Genomic DNA, 17,271 nt, shown 5'->3' with positions numbered 1-17,271 from the left:
CGCGGGGCACCATCGAGACATGACCAAATACCTCATCTCCTTCCCGAGCGAAGCGCTGGTGCTCACCGACGAGGAGTTCCCGATCGTCTCCGCCGAATCCCACGCTGTGATCGAGGAGGCGAAGGCTGCCGGCGTCTACGTATTCGGCGGCGGAATCGACGGGGAAGTCGATCCCGTGCTGGTATCCGCCGACGGGTCGGTGAGCACCGAGATCTATCCGGGCAGCGAACTCACGGGCGGGTTCACCGTGCTGGAGCTGCCGACGCGCGAGGACGCGGTCGAGTGGGCGAGGAAAATCGCAGTGGCCTGCCGTTGCTCGCAGGAGCTCCGCGAGTTCGGGTACGACCCGGCCAGCTAGAGCCTTCGGCCCTGTGCGCCTTTCTGGTAGTGGGCGCTACCGGAAAGGCGCACAGGGTCATCCAACCGCCGGTCGACCATCCACACCGCTACCGTGGCGACGGAGAATGCCAGGCCGGCGACGCACACGCCGGACCATCCGTACCCCTTCCAGACAACAGATCCCACGGCCGACCCAACGGCAGCGCCGACGAAGTAAGTCGTCATGTAGACGGAATTGACGCGCGACCGCGCCTCCGGGACGAGTGCGTAGATGATGTTCTGGTTGCTGACATGCACTCCTTGCAGCGCAAGATCGGCGAGCAGGAAGGCGATCAGGAACCACACGAGGTGGGTGCCACCCACGGCAAAAGGCAACCAGCACAACAGAAGGACGGCCAGGGCGCCACCGGTGGCAAGTTGGGCCTTGCCACGATCAGCCAACCGCCCGGCGACAGTGGCCATCGACGCTCCCGCCACGCCGAGTAATCCCACCAGGCCGATCTGCGTGTCGTTGTATCCGAATTCGCCGGCCAGGAGAAATGCCATGGTGGTGAAGACCGTGCTGACCGCAGCAAAGGCGAGCCCGCCCATGGCGGCACGAGTACGCAACCGCGGCAGGGTTTTTGCCAGGCTCCCGAGCGAACGCAGGGTCGCGAGGTAGCTCACCTTCGGCCGTGGGCCGGCGTCCGTGGGCAGGGATCGCCACAGCGCAACAGCCATGATCACCATCAACACCGCTGCCACCTTGTACACCGTCGACCATCCGCCCAGCCCGGAGAGCAGTCCGGCAACGCTGCGTGCCAACAGAATTCCGATCAGCAGGCCACTCATGATCGTGCCGACCACCTGGCCGGACCGCTGCGGTTCGGCGAGCGATGCGGCAAACGGAATGAGAACCTGCGCGGCAACCGAAAAGACACCGGCAACAGCGATTCCCACGGCCAGGGTGGCGAAGTTCGGAGCAAATCCACTGACCGCTTGACCGAGTGCTGCCAGAAGCATCAGACCAACCGTCAGCTTGCGTCGGTCGACCATGTCACCTACCGGCACCAGGAGTACCAAACCGAGCGCGTACGACACCTGGGCGATAGTCACCGTGGCAGCCGCCGTTGACGGCGACACATTCAAATGTTCCGCGATGGAATCGAGAAGCGGCTGGTTGAAGTAGTTGCCACCCGCGCACAGACCCGTTGCTGCCGCCATGAGCAGCACTATCGGTAGTCCAAGCCGTGGACGCGTGTCGTGAGAAATCATTGCTCAAGCATGAACCGCCATCCGATTGCAGTCCAATAGATAGATCTGCAGAATCAATCCTCAAAACAGATAGATTGGTGTCATGGAACTTCGGCACATCCGCTACGCACTCGCTGTTGCGGAGGACAGGCACTTCAGTCGAGCGGCGCTTCGACTCCATGTGTCACAGTCGGCGTTGAGCACTCAGATACGGGATCTCGAACGCGAGCTCGGTGTCGAACTCTTCCAAAGAAACAGCCGCAATGTCGGGCTGACCGAATCGGGCGAAGTGTTCGTCTCCCGAGCCCGAGACGTACTCGGTGCCGTGTCGCGACTGGTCAGCGACGTTTCGGGAAGCAACGTCGAGCAGGTTCGACTCACTGTCGGCGTCATTTCCTCAGCGGGCCGCGTCGACGTCGGACAGGCACTGGCAGCTCTGACGCAGCGCCACCCCGGCATCGATGTGACGGTGCGCCCCTACGGCAGCGAGGTAGTGATCGACGGCGTTCGATCGGGGGCTATCGACGTAGGAATTGTCGGCTTGGCGCCTGGGCGACTACCCAAGACGTTCTCGGCCACCCGTTGTGGAGCGAGTCGACTGCCGCGTTTGTGCCGGACGGTCACCCTTTCAGCACACTGCCGTCCATCCGACTCGACGATCTGCGAGACGTCCCGCTCGTGGACTTCGCGTCGGGCAGCGAGGCCCGGGTCCAAACCGATCAGGCATTTGCGGAATCGCGGGTTCCGCGGGGACGCACGTACGAAGCGAATTCCGTCGACCTCATCTGTTCCCTGACAGTCAACGGCCTGGGCGTCGGCTTGCTGCCGGAGTCGATGAGCGCCGAGCATCCCGAATTGGTCTGTGTGCCGATCGCCGATGCGCCGCACCGGGTCGTCCATGCCATTACCGACCCGGCCCACTCATCGTCACTGGCCCGGGAGTTCGTCACACTCCTCTCCGATCAGTTCACTACTTGAGCAGCCGCGACATTCGCCTGTCTGCCAATGGTTTTCCGCCGGTCTGGCAGGTTGCGCAGTACTGGAAGGATCGCTCGGCAAAAGACACTTCGCGCACCACATCACCACACACGGGGCAGGGCAAACCGGTGCGGGCGTGTACCCGCATTCCCGATCGCTTCTCACCCTTCAGCCGTGCCGCGTCCTGTCCAACCGATCGCTCGACGGCATCGGCCAGCACGGTTCGCATGGCGTCGTACAGCGTTGTTATCTGTTCTGCGGTAAGACGAGAAGACGTCGCGAACGGGGAAAGCCGTGCCGTGTGCAGGATTTCGTCGGAGTAGGCATTCCCGACGCCGGCGAGGAGAGACTGGTCGACTATCGCATTCTTGATCCGGGCGGAGGTACCACCAAGTATCTCGGCAAATTCCGCTTCGGTGACGGCCATGGCGTCGGGTCCAAGACGAGCGATCCCCGGCACCTCCTGCGGGTCCGCCACTATCCACACTGCCAGGCGTTTTTTCGTGCCGGCTTCGGTGAGATCGCAAGCAGGAGTGAGCCCCTCCGGCGTGAAGAAATGAACTCGAAGCGCCAACGGACCTTTGCCAGGTTTTTGTGGCGTCGACGACGGATTGTCCTGCCACCGCATCCATCCCGCACGCGACAGATGAGTGATGAGCCAGAGCCCATCGCAGTCCAGCCCAAGATGTTTACCGAATCTGGCTGCGCCCGTCACGTCTCGGCCCTGCAATGCAGCAATCGGCGGATCGAAGGTCTTGAGCACGCTCAATGCGGCAATGTCGATGCGGCCGACTACAGCGCCCACTGCGTGTTCGCGAAGAAATCCCGCCAGCGCTTCTACCTCGGGCAGTTCAGGCATGGCATCACCCTAGCGCCGAACACCGACAAACTCACTGCAGATTTCGCAGTACGACGACGGCGTGTTCCTGTCGTGCTTTTGCTGTGTACATGGCTTGATCCGCGCTTCGGAGGAGTGTTCCGTAGACGGCAATCGCACGATCCGGGGATCCGAACGGACCGGCCGCTGCGACAATTCCGACGCTCAACTCGACAACAGGATGCTCGGGACCGGTGACGGTTATGTTTCGCAGGGACTCTGCGAGACTGTCGATTTCCTGATCGTCGCACCGATCCACGAGAACGAACTCGTCACCGCCAATGCGCGCGATCAACGCAGACGGACCGGCGGACTGTGTCAGTCTCGCGGCAACCTTCTCGATCACAACATCACCGACGTCGTGCCCGTACTCGTCGTTGATCGTCTTGAATCGATTGATATCCACCGCTGCGACAACCAAATTGGTGGAACTCTCGAATGGCCGATGCAACATCAATCCGACCTCGTCGGCCAACCCTCGTCTGTTCAAGAGTCCGCTCAGCGGGTCATGTTGCGCTTTCAAGGCATCGGTTCCGAGAATCGAGAACACGAACTGACACGCAAACGGGATCGCGTAGATGGCCGCGCCGACCAACAGGACCATGGCGATCAACGACGGAACATCGGTGTACTTTTCGATATAGGCGATGCGCGCGACAACTCCGATAACCACGACGGACGCCCACAACAGATGCAGAGTCTGCATGCGCGCGTTGTGGAAGAAGGCGATGTATCCGCCGATCACGGAGAACATCACACTGTGCGCCAATGCTGCTAGCGGATTCGAGTACAGCACCAGCGCTGCGGCAATCCCAATTTCCGAATAAATCACGAACACGTAGGACCAGGATCGCTCCAACCTGCCTCTGGTCGCGAGAATCGCGGCCATCAGCGCCGTCAGGACGATGATCACGAGGTTGGCGGTGCGCTCCCCGTGAGTAGTGGGACCCGCAGGACTGAATCTGGTCAAGAACATCACGACGATTACCAGAAGCAACGAGCTGACAACCAATGTTCTCGATGCGCCGGTCAGCCCTTTGTCTGCGAGATAACGTGTGAAGGACTCGAATTGGTCAGGGCGTCGATACCAGTCGACGAGCAGAGGCGCGACTCGGTGCAACGCGGCAGACGAAAACGGCCGTTCGGTAGCTTTGCTACCCGAATGTCCGTCATCGACCGCTGCACCCACCCGAACAGGATAAGCCTGCACGACCTTCCGCTATCCGACAATCATCACAATTGCGTGTGGGTGACGATGACCCGGTCACCCCCGGACGCCTTTGCCTGATACATCGCAGCGTCAGCGAGTCGGAACAATCCCGCGAGTTCCACTTCCGAGACATAGCTGGACGTCGAAGTCGACGGAATTGCGATTCCGATGCTGGTCGTGACCACCGGAACGTTGTCGGGCAACCGCATGTGCCGACGCAGATTCTCCTCGAGTTCGAGTTCGGCGCGCTTGCCGATCATGTCGACCAACACGAACTCGTCACCGCCGAATCTCGAGAACAGAGCGTGATTACTTCCACATCGACGTAGCCTCACCGCGAACTCGCGAAGGACAATATCGCCCTGTTCGTGTCCGTACGAATCGTTGACAGTCTTGAAATTGTCGACATCGACGATCACCACGACACAAGACAATCCGCGGGAGTTCGCTTCGGTGACCCCCCATTCTTCGACCGACCGCTGTAGTCCGCGCCGGTTCAGCAGGCCGGTCAGCGGATCCACATCCGAACTCTCGGCGTCCGAACCCAGGATCGACAGCACGAACTGGCAGGCAAATGGAATGACCACGATGCTCGTGGCGACAACCAACGACAACGCGATCGCCAACGCCGGATCCTCGTAAACGGCCACCTGACGAGCGACAAGCACCAGAACCACGCCGGACAGAACCATGTGCGCAGCCTGTAGTCGCGCATTGTGAAAATACGCGATATAGCCGCCCACCAAAACGAAGACGATGCATTGGATCAAACCGATAAACGGATCGCGGTTCAGAAATACACCGATCACTACGCCGAGCTCCGCGTACGCGACAAACAGGTACGACCATTTTCGGGTCAGTGCCGGCAGAAGACTGAACAGCACAATCATCGCGACGGTCCCGGCGATGATCGCCGCGTTGATGACACTCGTGACTTGGTTGTGGACGCCCGCTTCGCTGAAACGCAGCAACAACATGGCAACCGCCACCGACACACACGACGCGATCACGATCAGGCGCACCGCCACCTCCAGCCCCTTGGACGCGAGGTATCGGGTGAAACTGTCGAACTGATCCGGCCGTCGAAACCACTGCACCAGAAGAGCGATTGCCGACCGCAGTGCTGACTGATCGCGTTCGCGCGGGGCAGGCAGGATCTCATGCGACCGATCCGCCCCGAACGATGTCATGGGCAAATCATAGGGTGCCGGTCCGCCGACAGTTGCACTTCACCTGGGTAAATACTTACCGCCTGCAGCGCGGCGGTCTAGCGACGAACGAGATACGTATCCATGATCCAGCCGTGCTTCTCACGCAATTCCGCCCGCACACGCACGATGTCGTCTTCTACCTCACGCAGGTTCCCGGCAATCAACACTTCGTCCGGTGTGCCCAGGTACGCGCCCCACCAGATTTCCACGTCATCCCCGGCAACCTCGGTAAACGTGCAGTGCGCGTCAAGCATCACGACGGCGTTGTCGATGCCGTCCGGCAATCCTTCGGCGAGCTTGCGCCCAGTGGTGATGTGTATCGATTCGCCGATGCGGTTGAGCACGATGCGGTGCTGCGCCGCCAAAGACTGCACACTCGTGACACCGGGAATTACCGTGTAGTCGAATGTGACGTTGCCGCGCGCAAGCACTCGTTCGACGATGCGCAAGGTGCTGTCGTAGAGCGACGGGTCACCCCATACCAATATCGCGCCGACTCCGGCTTCGGCCGAAAACTCTTCCTCGAAGATCGACGCTCGACGGTCATGCCAGTCGTCGACAACACCTTCGTAGTCCGAAGGTGTCCGATCTCTCGGGGGATCGGTTATCTCGACGACGCGGTATTCACCGGTCACATGTTCTTCGAGAATCCCGGTTCTCAAGTCGACGAGATCCTGCTTCTCACTCCCCTTACCGATCACAAAGAACGTATCGGCCCTGTTCATGGCCTTGACAGCTTGGATCGTCACTTGGTCGGGGTCACCGGCGCCGACGCCGATCACGAGGAGTTCACGCATTGAACGAGGCTATCGTGCGTGCCCTAGACTGTGTCCCGTGACTGTCTCCACCGCATATGAAGACCTGTTGAAACTCGTGATGGAGACCGGCACCCCCAAAGCCGATCGCACCGGCACCGGCACTCGCAGCATCTTCGGTCACCAGATGCGATTCGATCTTGCCGACGGTTTCCCCCTGGTCACCACCAAGAAGGTGCACCTCAAGTCGATTGTCAACGAACTGTTGTGGTTCTTGCGCGGCGACTCCAACGTGGCGTGGCTACATGAACACGGCGTCTCCATCTGGGACGAGTGGGCCGACGAGAACGGTGAACTGGGCCCGGTCTACGGCGTCCAGTGGCGCAGTTGGCCCACCCCGTCGGGTGAGCACATCGACCAGATCACGCAAACTCTCGAAACCTTGCGATCCAACCCTGATTCGCGTCGGATCATCGTCTCCGCGTGGAACGTCGCCGACATTCCGCAGATGGCGCTCGCACCGTGCCACGCGTTTTTCCAGTTCTACGTCGCCGACGGCAAACTCTCGTGCCAGTTGTATCAGCGCAGTGCCGACATGTTCCTGGGTGTTCCCTTCAACATCGCCAGTTACGCCCTGCTCACACACATGATGGCGCAGCAGGCCGGTCTCGACGTCGGCGAATTCATCTGGACCGGCGGCGACTGCCATATCTACGACAACCACGTCGATCAGGTCACCGAACAACTCAGCCGGACCCCGCTCGACCTTCCGATTCTGAAACTGAACAAGCGCGATTCCATCTTCGATTACACCTTCGAGGATGTCGAATTAGTCGGTTACCAGCACCATCCTGCTATCAAGGCTCCGGTCGCGGTCTGATCATGAATGATCGCGCAGTCACCCTCATCTGGGCTCAGGCGAACAATGGTGTCATCGGTGCAGGCAACACGATTCCGTGGCGACTGCCGGAGGACATGGCCTACTTCAAGCGAGTCACCATGGGGCATCCGGTGATCATGGGCCGGTTGACCTGGGATTCCATTCCACCCAAGTTCCGGCCGTTCAGTGGGCGCCGCAATATCGTTGTCACCCGCGATTCGGAGTGGGCAGCGGACGGAGCCGAAGCCGCACACAGCCTCGACGAGGCGTTGGCATTGCCTGACGGCGACCTCTTTGTTGTCGGCGGAGGGCAAATATATTCGGCTGCACTGCCATTCGCGACGCGTCTCTTGGTGACCGAGATCGATCTCGATATCACCGGCGAGGCCTTTGCTCCCGAGATCGGCCCCGATTGGAACCTCACGTCCGACGAGCCCTGGCACACGTCGGAGAAGACCGGGTTGCGCTTCCGCTGGCTCGAATACACTCGCTGACCACTTCCGCCAATAACGAGGCACCTCACCAGCCTGTCGGTCATACTCGAGAAACCGAGATGATCGCGCTACCCGAGAGGTCTTCGATGGACAAGAAGTCACTGACAGCCCTCGCCCGTCAACAATTGAAACTGGCTGCGTCGGCAACCAGCGGTCGTAGTTCACAAACCGTCTATGGTGGCCACCAACGCAGCCTGCGACAGACCGTGATCGCGCTGAGCGCCGGCAAGAGCCTCGCTGAACACGACAGTCCCGGCGAAGCAACGCTGTTGGTCCTGAGTGGGAAACTCAATCTCGTGTGCGGTAGCGACGAATGGAAAGGGTCGACTGGCGATTTCCTCACCATTCCGGCCCACCGGCACAGTGTCGAAGCGCTCGAGGACGTTGCTTTTCTGCTGACAGTCGCTATGAAGGGCTGACCGACGGTTGATCCCGGTAGCGTGTTCTCCGTGAACGAAACGGTGATCGAAGTGTCCATCGCAGCAGCGCCGTCCGTGCTGTGGCCGGCGCTGCGCGATCCTTCGCTGATTCGGCGCTGGTTCGGGTGGGACTACGACGGACTCGACGACGAAATCACCCAGATCTACGGCACCGCGGTCGCAGACCCTGACGCACACACCCTCGAACTGGGTAACGGTGATCGCTTCGCCTTGATCGACCAGGGCGGCAGAACCATTGTCCGGATGACGCGTCCGCCGCAGGTGCCCGACGACGAATGGTACGAGGACATCACGGAGGGCTGGACCACATTTCTGCACTTCTTGAAGTTCGGCGTCGAACATCACGGATTGGCCGAGCGCAGAACGATTTACCTCGACGGCCCACTGATTCCGGGTGAATCCGCAGCCTCGATCCTCGGAGCCTCGTCCCTTCCTGTGGAAGCCGGCGGGCGTTACACCGCCACGCTTGCTCCCGGCGACTACGCCGACGGCATTGTCGACTTCGTCAGCTCGCTGCAAACAGGAGTGACAATCGAAGACCTTGGTCCCGGACTATTGGTCGTCGCGGCAAAGCCGACGGTTCCGTACCGCGCCCAGCAGGAACTCCAGATCATTCTGGCCACTTACGATCTCAGCGCGGACGAGTTCGACGAGATCGAACATCACTGGAAGCAGTGGTGGGACGGCCGATCTCGCCAAGAGTGACCACACTGGGAGCGATATGCTTCGAGCATGATCGACTCTTCGGGCAACCCGACACGCAATTTCGCCGAAGTACTCGAGCGTCTGGCCGACTCCAAGGCTGACATCCCGACGCTCCACCGACTTCTCGAAGCAGTGCTTGTTGTCGGTTCCGGGCTTGATCTCGATCTCACGCTGCAGCGCATCATTATTGCGGCAACCACTGTATTGGATTGCAACTACGGGGCATTGGGTGTGCGGGCACCGGGCGGTGGGCTGGCCGAATTCGTGTACGAGGGCATCGACGAACCGCTGCGGCAGACGATGGGACACTTCCCAGAAGGCCACGGCGTACTCGGCGTCCTCATGAACGATCCCAAGACTCTGCGTGTTCCACATCTGGGCGCCACCCCGCGTCTGTCGGGTTTCCCGCCAATCATCCGCCGATGGACAGCTTCCTGGGTGCGCCGATCATGATGCGCGGTGAGGTTTTCGGCAGCATCTATCTCACCGAGAAACGTGGTGCGGCAGAGTTCACCGAGGAGGACGAGGTCATCCTCGAAGCACTTGCCATCGCCGCAGGTATCGCAGCCGAGAACGTCAGGCTGTTCGAGCAGTCTCGGACCCGCGAAAGATGGCTCACCGCAATGTCTGCCATCCGGTCACGATTGCTGGCGGGCGATTCGCTCGACGACAGTCTGCAACTGCTCGCCACCCGTGTGCGCGAGTTGACCGGCATCGACGATGTCATCGTGCTGATCTGCGAGAACGGCTACGCGCAGGTACACACCGCGGTCAGCGCCCGGCCGACATCGCGGGGAGTCCGAGTCCCGGCGAGCCTCTATCCATTCGACGTCATTCGGCAGACTCGACGGTTGCACGTATTCACCGAATTGGGCTCGCTGCTCGACTTGGTCCCGACAGCGGGTAGCGCGGTGCTGGCCCCGATGACGGTTGCATCCGGCGTGGTGGGCGCATTACTGCTCACGTCGGATTCCGCCAACACTCACTGGGATTCGGACGAACTCACCCGGATCGAGTCGATGGCCGAATTAGGCTCTGTAGCTATCGAATTCGACGAGAAACAACGTGGACAGCGTCTCCTGTCGGTTCTGGCAGATCGCGACCGCATTGCGCGCGACCTGCATGACAACGTCATTCAGCGTCTGTTTGCCAGCGGCATGAGCCTGCAGAGCACCTTGCCCGATTCCGATCTTCCCGACTCCGCGCGTGCCATCGTCACCCGGTCGCTGGAGCAGTTGGACCAAACCGTCCGCGAAATCCGCACCACCATCTTCGATCTCCAGACACCCGCGACCGCGGACTCGACCAGCCTGCGCCGACGCCTCCTCGACGTAATCGGTGACGCCACAGCACAATCAGCAGTCACCCCGAGCGTTCAGTTCTCGGGAGCGATCGACACACTCGTGAAAGCCGGAATCCACCCCCATGCCGAAGCCGTGCTCCGTGAAGGTTTGAGCAACGTTCTGCGACATGCCCAGGCAGACACGATCACCATCTCCGTGACCGCCGACCTCGAATTTGCCATCACCATCGACGACGACGGCAAAGGTATCCCCGTCGGCGTCCACAAGAGCGGCTTGCACAATCTCGAGCGCCGCGCTGAACATTGTGGTGGCACATGCACAATCGGCAACCGCAGCCCGAACGGCACCCGCCTGGTGTGGCGGGTACCGCTGAGGCGGCGGAAGCCCTGAACTACTTGTTGCGCAGCTCGGTTGCCAGCACGGCAGCCTGAGTCCTGCGCTGCATACCCAGCTTCGAGAGCAAACGGGTCACGTAGTTCTTGACCGTCTTCTCGGCGAGGAACAGCCTCGCGCCGATCTCTCGATTGGTCAGGCCCTCACCGATGAGGTCGAATACCGCGCGTTCCTGATCGGAGAGTTCCGCCAGCGGATCTGCGGTGCGTTCGCTGCGGATTCGCGCCATCAACGCTTCGGTGGCGCGGCTGTCGAGCAGCGATCCACCCAAGCCGACGGTGCGTACCGCCGCAACAAGATCCGTGCCCAGAATCTGCTTCAGCACAAAGCCGGACGCGCCCGCCATGATGGCGTCGAGCAGCGCTTCGTCGTCCGCATACGAGGTCAACATCAGGCACCGCAGGTTCGGCAGCATCGAGCGAAGGTCGCGACACAATTCAACGCCGTTGCCGTCGGCCAGTCGCACGTCCAGAACCGCGACATCGACATTGCTCTTGGGGATAACGGCCATCGCCTCCCCTACCGACGACGCTTCCCCGACCACCTCGAAATCCTCGACGCCGCCGAGCAGATCGAACAGTCCGCGTCGGACGATCTCGTGATCGTCGACCAGGAACACGCGCGTAGTCATCTAAGCCTCTTTCAAGAATCTATTGCCGATCGAAACAACTGTGGTGTCAGTTGACGAGTGTCAGTTCCAGCCGTGTCAGTTCTTGCTGTGGCGCACGATCAACACGGGGCAATCTGCGGTGTGCAGAAGTGCGCGACTCGTCGAGCCCAGAAGCATTCCGGTGAAGCCACCACGTCCGCGGCTACCGACCACCACCAACTGCGCAGTCTCGGCATACTCGCTCAAAACCCGCACCGGGCGATCGCGCGCTACTACACGCTCGACCACAACGTCTGGGTATCGCTCGGTGAATCCGGCCAACTGCTCTGCCAGAACTACTTCTTCGCCGGTCTGGATGCTGCTCCACAACGGGTCGTCCGGAGTGGCGCCCAGTGAAGGCTGCACACTCACGTCGCTCCACACGTTGACGGCGATCAGCGTGGCGCCGCGCGCCGACGCCTGCTCGAATGCATGCTCGATGGCCTCGATGCTGTTTTCGGAGCCGTCGACACCGACAACAACCGGTCCCTGAGTGGGCGGCTGACCGTCCAGTGTCCGCCCGCGCACGACTGCCACGGGCGATTCACCGTGCGAGACAATCGATACCGTCACCGAACCGACGACAAGTCCGGTGAATTCGCCGTGCCCACGCGGACCTACGGCAACCATGTATGCGCGTTTGGACAATTCGATCAATGAATCGGAGACACTGCCGTCGAGTTGTTCGGTGACTACTTCGAGATCACCGTCGACACTCTGGTGGGCCAGGATCTTGGCGCTGTCGAGTCTGGCACGAGCAGTGCGTCGCAGTTCGTCCTTGAAACTCTCGGCCAGATACGGCTCGGAATAATAGAAGGCCGGAATGTGCACCACCGTTGCAATATGCAGCGGACGCCCCAACACAGCGGCGGTGCGTGCGGCCCACACAACGGCCGACGACGCCGCCTCGGAACCGTCCACAGCTACGACAACCGGTTGGATTGCACTCATTTTCGTCCCTTCAGGATCGACTACAGAACTCTATCTGCCTCCACACTATTGCTCCCACACTATTGCCCAAGTGCGATAAATACGTTTTATCCGCTACGGCGGGTCCCGAATCGGACATCTGCTGTGCGCCTTTATTAACCGCGGGGGGTTAATAAAGGCGCACAGCGGTTAATCACAAATGTTCCGGAACTTCTCGATCAGGCCGACACGTCCGGCACGATCAGCCGCCAGCGGGGTGACGTTGAGGGTGGTGACGCCGGATTCTGCAAATGCGGCGACGCGTTCACGGACGTAGCTTTCGGGACCGATCAGCGAGACTGCACGGACGAGGTCATCCGGCACTGCTGCCGCGGCTTCTTCTTTTTTGCCTGCAAGGTAGAGATCTTGGATCTTCTCGGCGGCTTCGGCGTAGCCGTAGCGGACGGCAAGATCGTTGTAGAAATTCTTTCCCTTGGCTCCCATGCCGCCGATGTAGAGGGCGATGCTGGGACGGACCCAGTCGAGCATGTGGTCGACGTCGTCGCCGATGGCCAGCGCCGGGGACGCGTACACCTGCAGTTCGCCGAGGCTGGGGTCGCGCTTCGCCTTGCCCTTGGCGAGGGGCTCTCCCCAGACGCTTGCTGCTTTCTCGGGGTGGTAGAAAATCGGCTCCCACCCTTCCGCGATCTCGGCGGTGAGTTCGACGTTCTTCGGGCCGAGGGAAGCGATGAGGATCGGGATGCGCTCACGAACGGGATGGTTGATGAGCTTGAGCGGCTTGCCCAGTCCGGTTCCCTTCTCGGCGGGTAGCGGCACCTGGTAGTACTTGCCCTGGTACTCAACCTTTTCCCGACGCCATACCTGGCGGCAGATTTCGACGACCTCGCGAGTACGGCCGAGAGGGGCGTCGTACTTGACGCCGTGGAAACCTTCGATCACCTGTGGGCCGGACGCGCCAAGGCCCATGACAAATCGTCCGTTGGAGACGAAGTCGAGGCCGGCGGCAGTCATCGCGGTAAGCGACGGCGTGCGGGTGTAGATCTGGAAGATGCCGGAGGCAAGTTCGATGGTTGTCGTCTTCGCGGCCAGGTATCCGAGTTGGCTGACCGCGTCGAACGAGTAGGCCTCCGGGACAAACGCAATGTCCAGACCGGCCTTTTCGAGGTCACCGACTTCTTCGACAGTCTCGGCGAATCCGCCGCTGTAGTTCAAACCCATTCCGATGCGCACGTTCTAACCCCAATCCTCACGATTGCCATGTGTGCGCCAGGCACACCTCCCCCTGAACACTACGGAACATGAGGCCGTATTCATGTGACTGCCCCGTTCATATTCGGTGACCGAAATGAACGGGGCAGGTTCTCACAGGCGCATCGAGAAATCAGGAATCTTCGGGACGAACCACCATCACCGGGCACTGCGCGGAAGCGATCAGTGTGTTGCTTGTGGATCCAAGGAGCATTCCGCGGAATCCGCCGCGGCCTCGGCTACCGACGACGACAAGCTGCGCCCGAGCCGACCATTCGAGTAGGCGTCCACGCGGATTGTCGAGGTAGATCTCACGGCGAACCACGACGTCAGGGTACTTCTCGGACCATCCGGCAAGATTCTCGCTCAATACCGCATGCTCTTCTTCCTCGAGCGATGCCGGAGCCAGCGCGGCAGCGCGGGGATCTTCGAACGCTGCTGTTCCGAGGTCACTCCAGACGTGGACGGCTACCAGTTCTGCGCCGCGGAACGCCGCTTCCTCGAATGCCGCACCCACAGCCTGCGCGCTCAGCGCACTGCCGTCTACGCCCACGACGACGGGACCATCGGACGGTACGACGCCGTCACGTTCGCGCACAACGATGACGGGACACTTGCCGTGGCTCGCGACACCGACGGCGGTGTTGCCGAGTACCGCGGTGGCGGCTTTTCCGGACGACGATGCTCCCACGACGACCAGACGGGCTTTCGCGGAACTCTCGAGAAGCCACTGCGTCGGGCTACCGATGGCCATCTCGGTGTGAACGGTGACCGTCGGGGCGACCTCGGCGGCAAACTTCTCGGCGTCGCCGAGTACGGCTTTTCCGGCCTCTTCCACCCACTCGTACACGCCACCCGCGTCGATGTACGGGCCGCCGAATCCGTACGGCGCAAAGTCGAGCGCGTGAATGATATCGAGACGCAATTCTCGCTGCGCGGCAATTTTCGCAGCTTCTCGGAGCGCGGTCGACGCGGTGTCCGATCCGTCGATTCCGACGACGACATTGTTGTGTTCGCGTGAACTCATGTGCCCACCTTCCGTAAGAAGTTATCGAGCCACTTCCACTCTAACCATCGCAATTACGACATGGTTTCCGGGTCGAATCCGTCCCTGTTTCGATGACCAAGGTCCCCGAAACTGTTGATGGGGAGTTGAATTAGCGAGCCCGAATCAGTCCCACAAGTGAACTGGATTACCGCTGCGCATGTTTTCGATATATGCCCGCATCATCTCGGCGAGAGCGGCAGTTCGATCGAGTCCTGCGGCCTCACCGGCGACGACGCGTCCCCGCTGCCACGCCGCACCGGTTTGCCGGTTGAGACACCGGCCTTCGATGACGCCGAGGTACTTCTCACGCGCTGCACTCGACAACCCGAAGTCGGCCAAGCCTTCGTCCGCGAGGGGAAGTAGCCGTCGCAGGATCAATTCGTCCGCACCGACCCAGCCCATGCCCGGCCAGTACAGCATTGCGTCCAGCCCGTGCTTGGCGCCGATGTGCAGGTTCTCTTCTGCGGCATGGAAAGACATCTGCGACCACAGTGGGCGATCCGCGTTGACGAGCGCCCGCACTGTTCCGTAGTAGAACGCGGCGTTTGCCATGATGTCGAGTACGGTGGGCCCGGCCGGCAGCACTCGATTCTCGATCCGCAAGTGCGGCTTGCCATCCGAGCAGTCGTACACCGGACGATTCCAGCGGTAGACGGTTCCGTTGTGCATCTGGAGTTCTTTCAACTCCGGAATTCCGCCTGCCGCAAGAACCTCCAGGGGATCCGCATCGGAGACGTCTGGTAGCAGCGCCGGGAAGTATCGCGAATTCTCCTCGAAGAGATCGAGAACCGAATGTATCCAGCGTTCCCCGAACCAGACGCGTGGTCGCACTCCCTGATTCTTGAGTTCGAGTGTTCTGGTGTCCGTGGCCTGTTCGAAGATCGGTATCCGAGATTCATGCCACAGCGCCTTGCCTGCCAGGAATGGCGAGTTGGCGGCCAGCGCCACCTGCGGCCCGGCCAGGCACTGTGCCGCGTTCCAGTGCGGCGCAAACTCTTCGGGAGAAACCCGAAGGTGCAACTGCATCGACGTGCAGGCCGCCTCGGGAACCACCGAATTGGTATCGGCGCGTAGCACTTCCACTGGCCCACCGGAAAGTGCGACACCCTCTACGTCGAGTTCGATGTCTTCACCACGCGCTGCGAAGATCTGCTCGTTGAGTAATTCGTAGCGCGGATTCGCGGTAATCCACTCGCGGTCGAGGTGCTCGAGCTGGAGCGTCGGCAGCATCCCGATCATCACCATCTCGGCGTCGTGCTCATGGATGCGAGCGTCCGCGATCGCGAGTGAACTGCGCAGTTTTTCTTCGAGCTCGAATGTGTTGTCGCCGGTCAGTGGGCCAGGTTCGACATTCATCTCGACGTTGAACTGCCCGAGCTCCGTTTGAAACACCGCATCGTCGTCGATGGCGTCGAGCACTGCAAGGTTGGACATCGCCGGCAGCATGTCGCCGGCTACGAGGTTGAACTCGATCTCCATTCCCAGCAACGGGTCGGGTTTCTCGACTGCGTCCCGGAAGTCGCCGCGATCGAGCATCTGCTTCATGGCGTCGACGCACAATCGCACCTTCTTGCGGAACACCCGCCGGTCGGCCCTCGTGAACATTCGTGCTTGAACTTCTGCGCCCATATCCGATCCCCCTCCTTCGCGATCAACCACCGAAGGTCGTCTTCCGCAAGGCTAACCGGCCGACTCCCGACCACAACCCGAACCGAGCATGAAAAGACTGCAGGGCACCGGAATTAACTCCGATGCCCTGCAGGTCCGCAAAAGATTTTCCCTACGAGTTGTCCACCCAGGTCACTGCCACGCCGCGCGCCTTCAGCCAGATGGCCGGATCAACCTTGGCGCCGTTTTCCGCAACCTCGAAGTGCAGGTGCGGGCCGGTGGACTGGCCGCGGTTACCGACGGTAGCGATCTGCTGGCCGGCGGCTACGCGCTGGCCCACTGCAACCTGGTAGTCGTTGACGTGTCCGTATGTGGTGACTGCGCCGTCGTCGTGCTGGATGCGCACCCAGAGACCGAAGCCCGAGGCCGGACCGGCGTCGATGACCTGACCGGACGCTGCCGCGAGAACCGGAGTTCCGATCGGGGCCGCGATGTCCAGACCGCCGTGGTGCGCGCCCCAACGGTTACCGAACGTGGAGGTGAGCGTTCCGGAAACAGGCTGAACGGTGCCGCTGTTCGACGAAACCGGGTTGAACGAGCCGGTGAACTGCTGCACCTGTGCGTTCACCTGTGCCACGAGGTCGGGAAGTTCGGGAACCTCGATGCCCGCCGCCGGCGGGAGACCAAGATTCGACAGCTCGGCTGGGATCTCGATGCCCTCGGGAAGCAATCCCTGCGGAATCTCGAATCCGGCGATGTTCTGGGTGGCCGGGGCTGCCGCTGCGGTGCCTGCACCCATCTGACCTGCGCCAACGAGCAGTGCGCCCGTGGCTGCAGCTACAACACCAGCCTTGACGCCTGCGCCCGGGCCAGCCGACGGAACGCGGTGACGTCCACTCGCTGCGTCTGGATCGATCTCGAATGCAGCAATGGAATTGTCCGTGCGGTGGTGGTCTCCCACAGTTTTTA

General features: G+C 61.1%; 16 protein-coding genes and 2 pseudogenes. 7 read left to right on the top strand and 11 right to left on the bottom strand.

Features of this window, described 5'->3' with window-relative positions; all coding sequences use genetic code 11:
• Nucleotides 1-19 precede the first annotated feature (19 nt).
• Nucleotides 20-358 (top strand): YciI family protein, encoded by a 339-nt coding sequence (locus RG2_RS18370; RefSeq protein ID WP_033234195.1) that lies wholly within the window; start codon nucleotides 20-22, stop codon nucleotides 356-358.
• On the opposite strand, the gene RG2_RS18365 is transcribed toward RG2_RS18370, so the two are convergent.
• Nucleotides 355-1,593 (bottom strand): MFS transporter, encoded by a 1,239-nt coding sequence (locus tag RG2_RS18365; protein ID WP_051730471.1) that lies wholly within the window; start codon nucleotides 1,591-1,593, stop codon nucleotides 355-357. The genes RG2_RS18370 and RG2_RS18365 overlap by 4 nt on opposite strands.
• A gap of 82 nt (nucleotides 1,594-1,675) precedes the next feature.
• Here RG2_RS18365 and RG2_RS32725 point away from each other — a divergent pair.
• Nucleotides 1,676-2,550: pseudogene (locus tag RG2_RS32725) on the top strand (LysR family transcriptional regulator).
• Here RG2_RS32725 and RG2_RS18355 read toward each other — a convergent pair.
• From RG2_RS18355 to cobF, 4 genes are all read right to left on the bottom strand, one after another.
• Entirely contained in the window at nucleotides 2,543-3,409 is an 867-nt protein-coding gene (locus RG2_RS18355; RefSeq protein ID WP_033234194.1) for an Fpg/Nei family DNA glycosylase, read from the bottom strand. The pseudogene RG2_RS32725 and the gene RG2_RS18355 sit on opposite strands and share 8 nt — an antisense overlap.
• A gap of 31 nt (nucleotides 3,410-3,440) precedes the next feature.
• Entirely contained in the window at nucleotides 3,441-4,616 is a 1,176-nt protein-coding gene (locus RG2_RS18350) for a GGDEF domain-containing protein (protein ID WP_033234193.1), read from the bottom strand.
• 44 nt (nucleotides 4,617-4,660) lie between these two features.
• Nucleotides 4,661-5,827, bottom strand: coding sequence for a GGDEF domain-containing protein (locus RG2_RS18345; RefSeq protein ID WP_051730470.1), 1,167 nt, complete (start codon nucleotides 5,825-5,827; stop codon nucleotides 4,661-4,663).
• Between the two features lie 77 nt (nucleotides 5,828-5,904).
• Complete coding sequence (cobF, locus tag RG2_RS18340) at nucleotides 5,905-6,645, bottom strand: precorrin-6A synthase (deacetylating) (protein WP_033234191.1); 741 nt, start codon at nucleotides 6,643-6,645, stop codon at nucleotides 5,905-5,907.
• 37 nt (nucleotides 6,646-6,682) lie between these two features.
• Between cobF and RG2_RS18335 the strand changes: the two genes are divergently transcribed.
• The 5 genes and pseudogenes from RG2_RS18335 (at nucleotide 6,683) to RG2_RS18315 (ending at nucleotide 10,816) form a co-directional block, all read left to right on the top strand.
• Complete coding sequence (locus tag RG2_RS18335) at nucleotides 6,683-7,483, top strand: thymidylate synthase (RefSeq protein ID WP_033234190.1); 801 nt, start codon at nucleotides 6,683-6,685, stop codon at nucleotides 7,481-7,483.
• 2 nt (nucleotides 7,484-7,485) lie between these two features.
• Nucleotides 7,486-7,977 (top strand): dihydrofolate reductase, encoded by a 492-nt coding sequence (locus RG2_RS18330; RefSeq protein WP_033234189.1) that lies wholly within the window; start codon nucleotides 7,486-7,488, stop codon nucleotides 7,975-7,977.
• 86 nt (nucleotides 7,978-8,063) lie between these two features.
• Nucleotides 8,064-8,396 carry a cupin domain-containing protein gene (locus tag RG2_RS18325; protein WP_033234188.1) on the top strand — a complete coding sequence of 111 codons (333 nt, stop codon included), beginning with the start codon at nucleotides 8,064-8,066 and terminating at the stop codon, nucleotides 8,394-8,396.
• A 30-nt stretch (nucleotides 8,397-8,426) separates the two neighbouring features.
• Nucleotides 8,427-9,122: an SRPBCC family protein gene (locus RG2_RS18320; RefSeq protein WP_033234385.1), complete on the top strand. Its 696-nt coding sequence runs from the start codon at nucleotides 8,427-8,429 to the stop codon at nucleotides 9,120-9,122.
• Between the two features lie 27 nt (nucleotides 9,123-9,149).
• Nucleotides 9,150-10,816, top strand: a pseudogene (locus RG2_RS18315) (sensor histidine kinase).
• A 1-nt stretch (nucleotide 10,817) separates the two neighbouring features.
• Here the strand turns inward: RG2_RS18315 and RG2_RS18310 are convergent.
• The 6 genes from RG2_RS18310 to RG2_RS18285 all read right to left on the bottom strand — a co-directional run bounded on the left by RG2_RS18310 (nucleotide 10,818) and on the right by RG2_RS18285 (nucleotide 17,263).
• The gene (locus tag RG2_RS18310; protein WP_033234187.1) at nucleotides 10,818-11,450 is read right to left on the bottom strand and encodes a response regulator; all 633 of its coding nucleotides are present in this window, start codon (nucleotides 11,448-11,450) and stop codon (nucleotides 10,818-10,820) included.
• Nucleotides 11,451-11,525: 75 nt separating this feature from the next.
• The gene (locus RG2_RS18305; protein ID WP_033234186.1) at nucleotides 11,526-12,419 is read right to left on the bottom strand and encodes a universal stress protein; all 894 of its coding nucleotides are present in this window, start codon (nucleotides 12,417-12,419) and stop codon (nucleotides 11,526-11,528) included.
• A 168-nt stretch (nucleotides 12,420-12,587) separates the two neighbouring features.
• Complete coding sequence (locus RG2_RS18300) at nucleotides 12,588-13,628, bottom strand: LLM class F420-dependent oxidoreductase (protein ID WP_033234185.1); 1,041 nt, start codon at nucleotides 13,626-13,628, stop codon at nucleotides 12,588-12,590.
• 151 nt (nucleotides 13,629-13,779) lie between these two features.
• Nucleotides 13,780-14,673 carry a universal stress protein gene (locus RG2_RS18295; RefSeq protein WP_033234184.1) on the bottom strand — a complete coding sequence of 298 codons (894 nt, stop codon included), beginning with the start codon at nucleotides 14,671-14,673 and terminating at the stop codon, nucleotides 13,780-13,782.
• Nucleotides 14,674-14,817: 144 nt separating this feature from the next.
• Nucleotides 14,818-16,323: a glutamate-cysteine ligase family protein gene (locus RG2_RS18290; protein WP_033234183.1), complete on the bottom strand. Its 1,506-nt coding sequence runs from the start codon at nucleotides 16,321-16,323 to the stop codon at nucleotides 14,818-14,820.
• Between the two features lie 151 nt (nucleotides 16,324-16,474).
• Nucleotides 16,475-17,263, bottom strand: coding sequence for a M23 family metallopeptidase (locus tag RG2_RS18285; RefSeq protein WP_033234182.1), 789 nt, complete (start codon nucleotides 17,261-17,263; stop codon nucleotides 16,475-16,477).
• Nucleotides 17,264-17,271: the final 8 nt, after the last annotated feature.

Origin of the sequence: Rhodococcus globerulus NBRC 14531, assembly GCF_001894805.1 — a bacterium.
Lineage (GTDB): Bacteria > Actinomycetota > Actinomycetes > Mycobacteriales > Mycobacteriaceae > Rhodococcus_F > Rhodococcus_F globerula.
Note: the sequence above shows the minus strand (reverse complement) of the source record. Positions and strands in the feature narration are given on the sequence as shown.

Coding starts and splice junctions, on each gene's coding strand:
- RG2_RS18370 (WP_033234195.1), top strand. CDS start 20: ATGACCAAATACCTCATCTCCTTCCCGAGCGAAGCGCTGGTGCTCACC.
- RG2_RS18365 (WP_051730471.1), bottom strand. CDS start 1,593: ATGATTTCTCACGACACGCGTCCACGGCTTGGACTACCGATAGTGCTG.
- RG2_RS18355 (WP_033234194.1), bottom strand. CDS start 3,409: ATGCCTGAACTGCCCGAGGTAGAAGCGCTGGCGGGATTTCTTCGCGAA.
- RG2_RS18345 (WP_051730470.1), bottom strand. CDS start 5,827: ATGACATCGTTCGGGGCGGATCGGTCGCATGAGATCCTGCCTGCCCCG.
- cobF (WP_033234191.1), bottom strand. CDS start 6,645: ATGCGTGAACTCCTCGTGATCGGCGTCGGCGCCGGTGACCCCGACCAA.
- RG2_RS18330 (WP_033234189.1), top strand. CDS start 7,486: ATGAATGATCGCGCAGTCACCCTCATCTGGGCTCAGGCGAACAATGGT.
- RG2_RS18325 (WP_033234188.1), top strand. CDS start 8,064: ATGGACAAGAAGTCACTGACAGCCCTCGCCCGTCAACAATTGAAACTG.
- RG2_RS18310 (WP_033234187.1), bottom strand. CDS start 11,450: ATGACTACGCGCGTGTTCCTGGTCGACGATCACGAGATCGTCCGACGC.
- RG2_RS18305 (WP_033234186.1), bottom strand. CDS start 12,419: ATGAGTGCAATCCAACCGGTTGTCGTAGCTGTGGACGGTTCCGAGGCG.
- RG2_RS18295 (WP_033234184.1), bottom strand. CDS start 14,673: ATGAGTTCACGCGAACACAACAATGTCGTCGTCGGAATCGACGGATCG.
- RG2_RS18290 (WP_033234183.1), bottom strand. CDS start 16,323: ATGGGCGCAGAAGTTCAAGCACGAATGTTCACGAGGGCCGACCGGCGG.